1 protein-coding gene is annotated in these 1,290 nt (G+C 66.7%); it reads left to right on the top strand.

What is annotated here, in order from left to right:
* Window positions 1–91: 91 nt before the first annotated feature.
* Window positions 92–1,231: an IS481 family transposase gene (locus ACFPU0_RS14770; protein ID WP_377693847.1), complete on the top strand. Its 1,140-nt coding sequence runs from the start codon at window positions 92–94 to the stop codon at window positions 1,229–1,231.
* Window positions 1,232–1,290 lie beyond the last annotated feature (59 nt).

The following is a 1,290-nucleotide window of genomic DNA, read 5'->3' as shown; positions in this document are numbered from 1 at the left end:
GTGTTCAGCCGGGGGACATAGGTAACGGGTGTCGGGAGACATGGGTAACGCATCTAGGCTTGCGGAATCCTTCGAAGCGGGAGTTCGAGCGATGCCGTGGCAGGAGTGCACTACCATGTCGATTCGACGCGAGTTTGTGTTGTTGGCCGAGCAACCGCAGAGCAATGTGCGCGAGCTCTGTCGGCGGTACGGCATCAGCCCGAAGACCGCCTACAAATGGCTGAACCGTCATCGCGAGCACGGCGAGGCGGGCCTCCAGGAGCGCTCACGGCGGCCGCTGCACAGCCCCGGGCGCAGCGACCCGCAGTTGGAGCAGGCGGTGGTGCAATTGCACCAGCGTTTCCCGTATTGGGGGGCCCGCAAGCTGCGCAGCCTGCTGCCGGCCGAGTTTGCGCGCCCGCACCACAGCACCATTGAGGCCATCCTCCGCCGCCAGGGCTGCCAGGTGCGCTACCACGCCGACGCGGCTCCCGCGCCGGCCATCCAGCGCTTCGAGCACAGCCAGCCCAACGCGCTGTGGCAGATGGACTTCAAAGGGCACTTCCACCTTGCGGACCGCCGCTCGCCGCGTTGCCATCCGCTGACGGTGCTGGACGACCACTCCCGCTTCGCGCTGTGCCTGGCGGCCTGCGAGGGCGAACGCCTGGAGTGCGTGCGCCCGCGCTTGATCCAGGTGTTCCGCCGCTATGGCCTGCCGCAGCGGGTGACCGCCGATAACGGTCCGCCTTGGGGCTCGAACATCGCCGGTGGTCTGTCGGCGCTGGAGGTCTGGCTGCTGCGCCTGGGAATCGAGGTCAGCCACAGCCGTCCCCATCACCCGCAGACCCAGGGCAAGCTGGAACGCTTCCACCAGACGCTCAAGCGCGAGCTGTTGCAGCGCACGTTCAGCGACCTGCAGCACTGCCAGCAGGTGATGGATCGCTGGCGGGAGCAATACAACCAGCAGCGTCCGCATGAGGCGCTGGACCAACGCCCGCCGATCACGCGCTACCAACCGAGCCGGCGCTGCTACCCGGAGCAGCTGCCGGAGATCGAGTACGAGCCGGGCGATCAGGTGCTCAAGGTCGGGCGTATCGGTCAGGTCTCGTTTCGCGGCAAGAGCCTGTTCGTCGGCGGCGGGTTGTATGGGGAGCGGGTCGCCATCCGTCCCACCGCGGTGGATGGCGTCTACGAGGTGGTATTCATTCACCGAACCATCCGCCAGGTCGACCTGAGGCAGCGGACAACATGACCATCCACCCGTTACCCATGTCCCCCGACAGGCGTTACCCATGTATCCCGGCTGAACAC

This window comes from Pseudomonas sp. GCM10022186 (assembly GCF_042656385.1).
In the GTDB taxonomy this organism is placed as follows: Bacteria; Pseudomonadota; Gammaproteobacteria; order Pseudomonadales; family Pseudomonadaceae; genus Metapseudomonas.
Note: the sequence above shows the minus strand (reverse complement) of the source record. Positions and strands in the feature narration are given on the sequence as shown.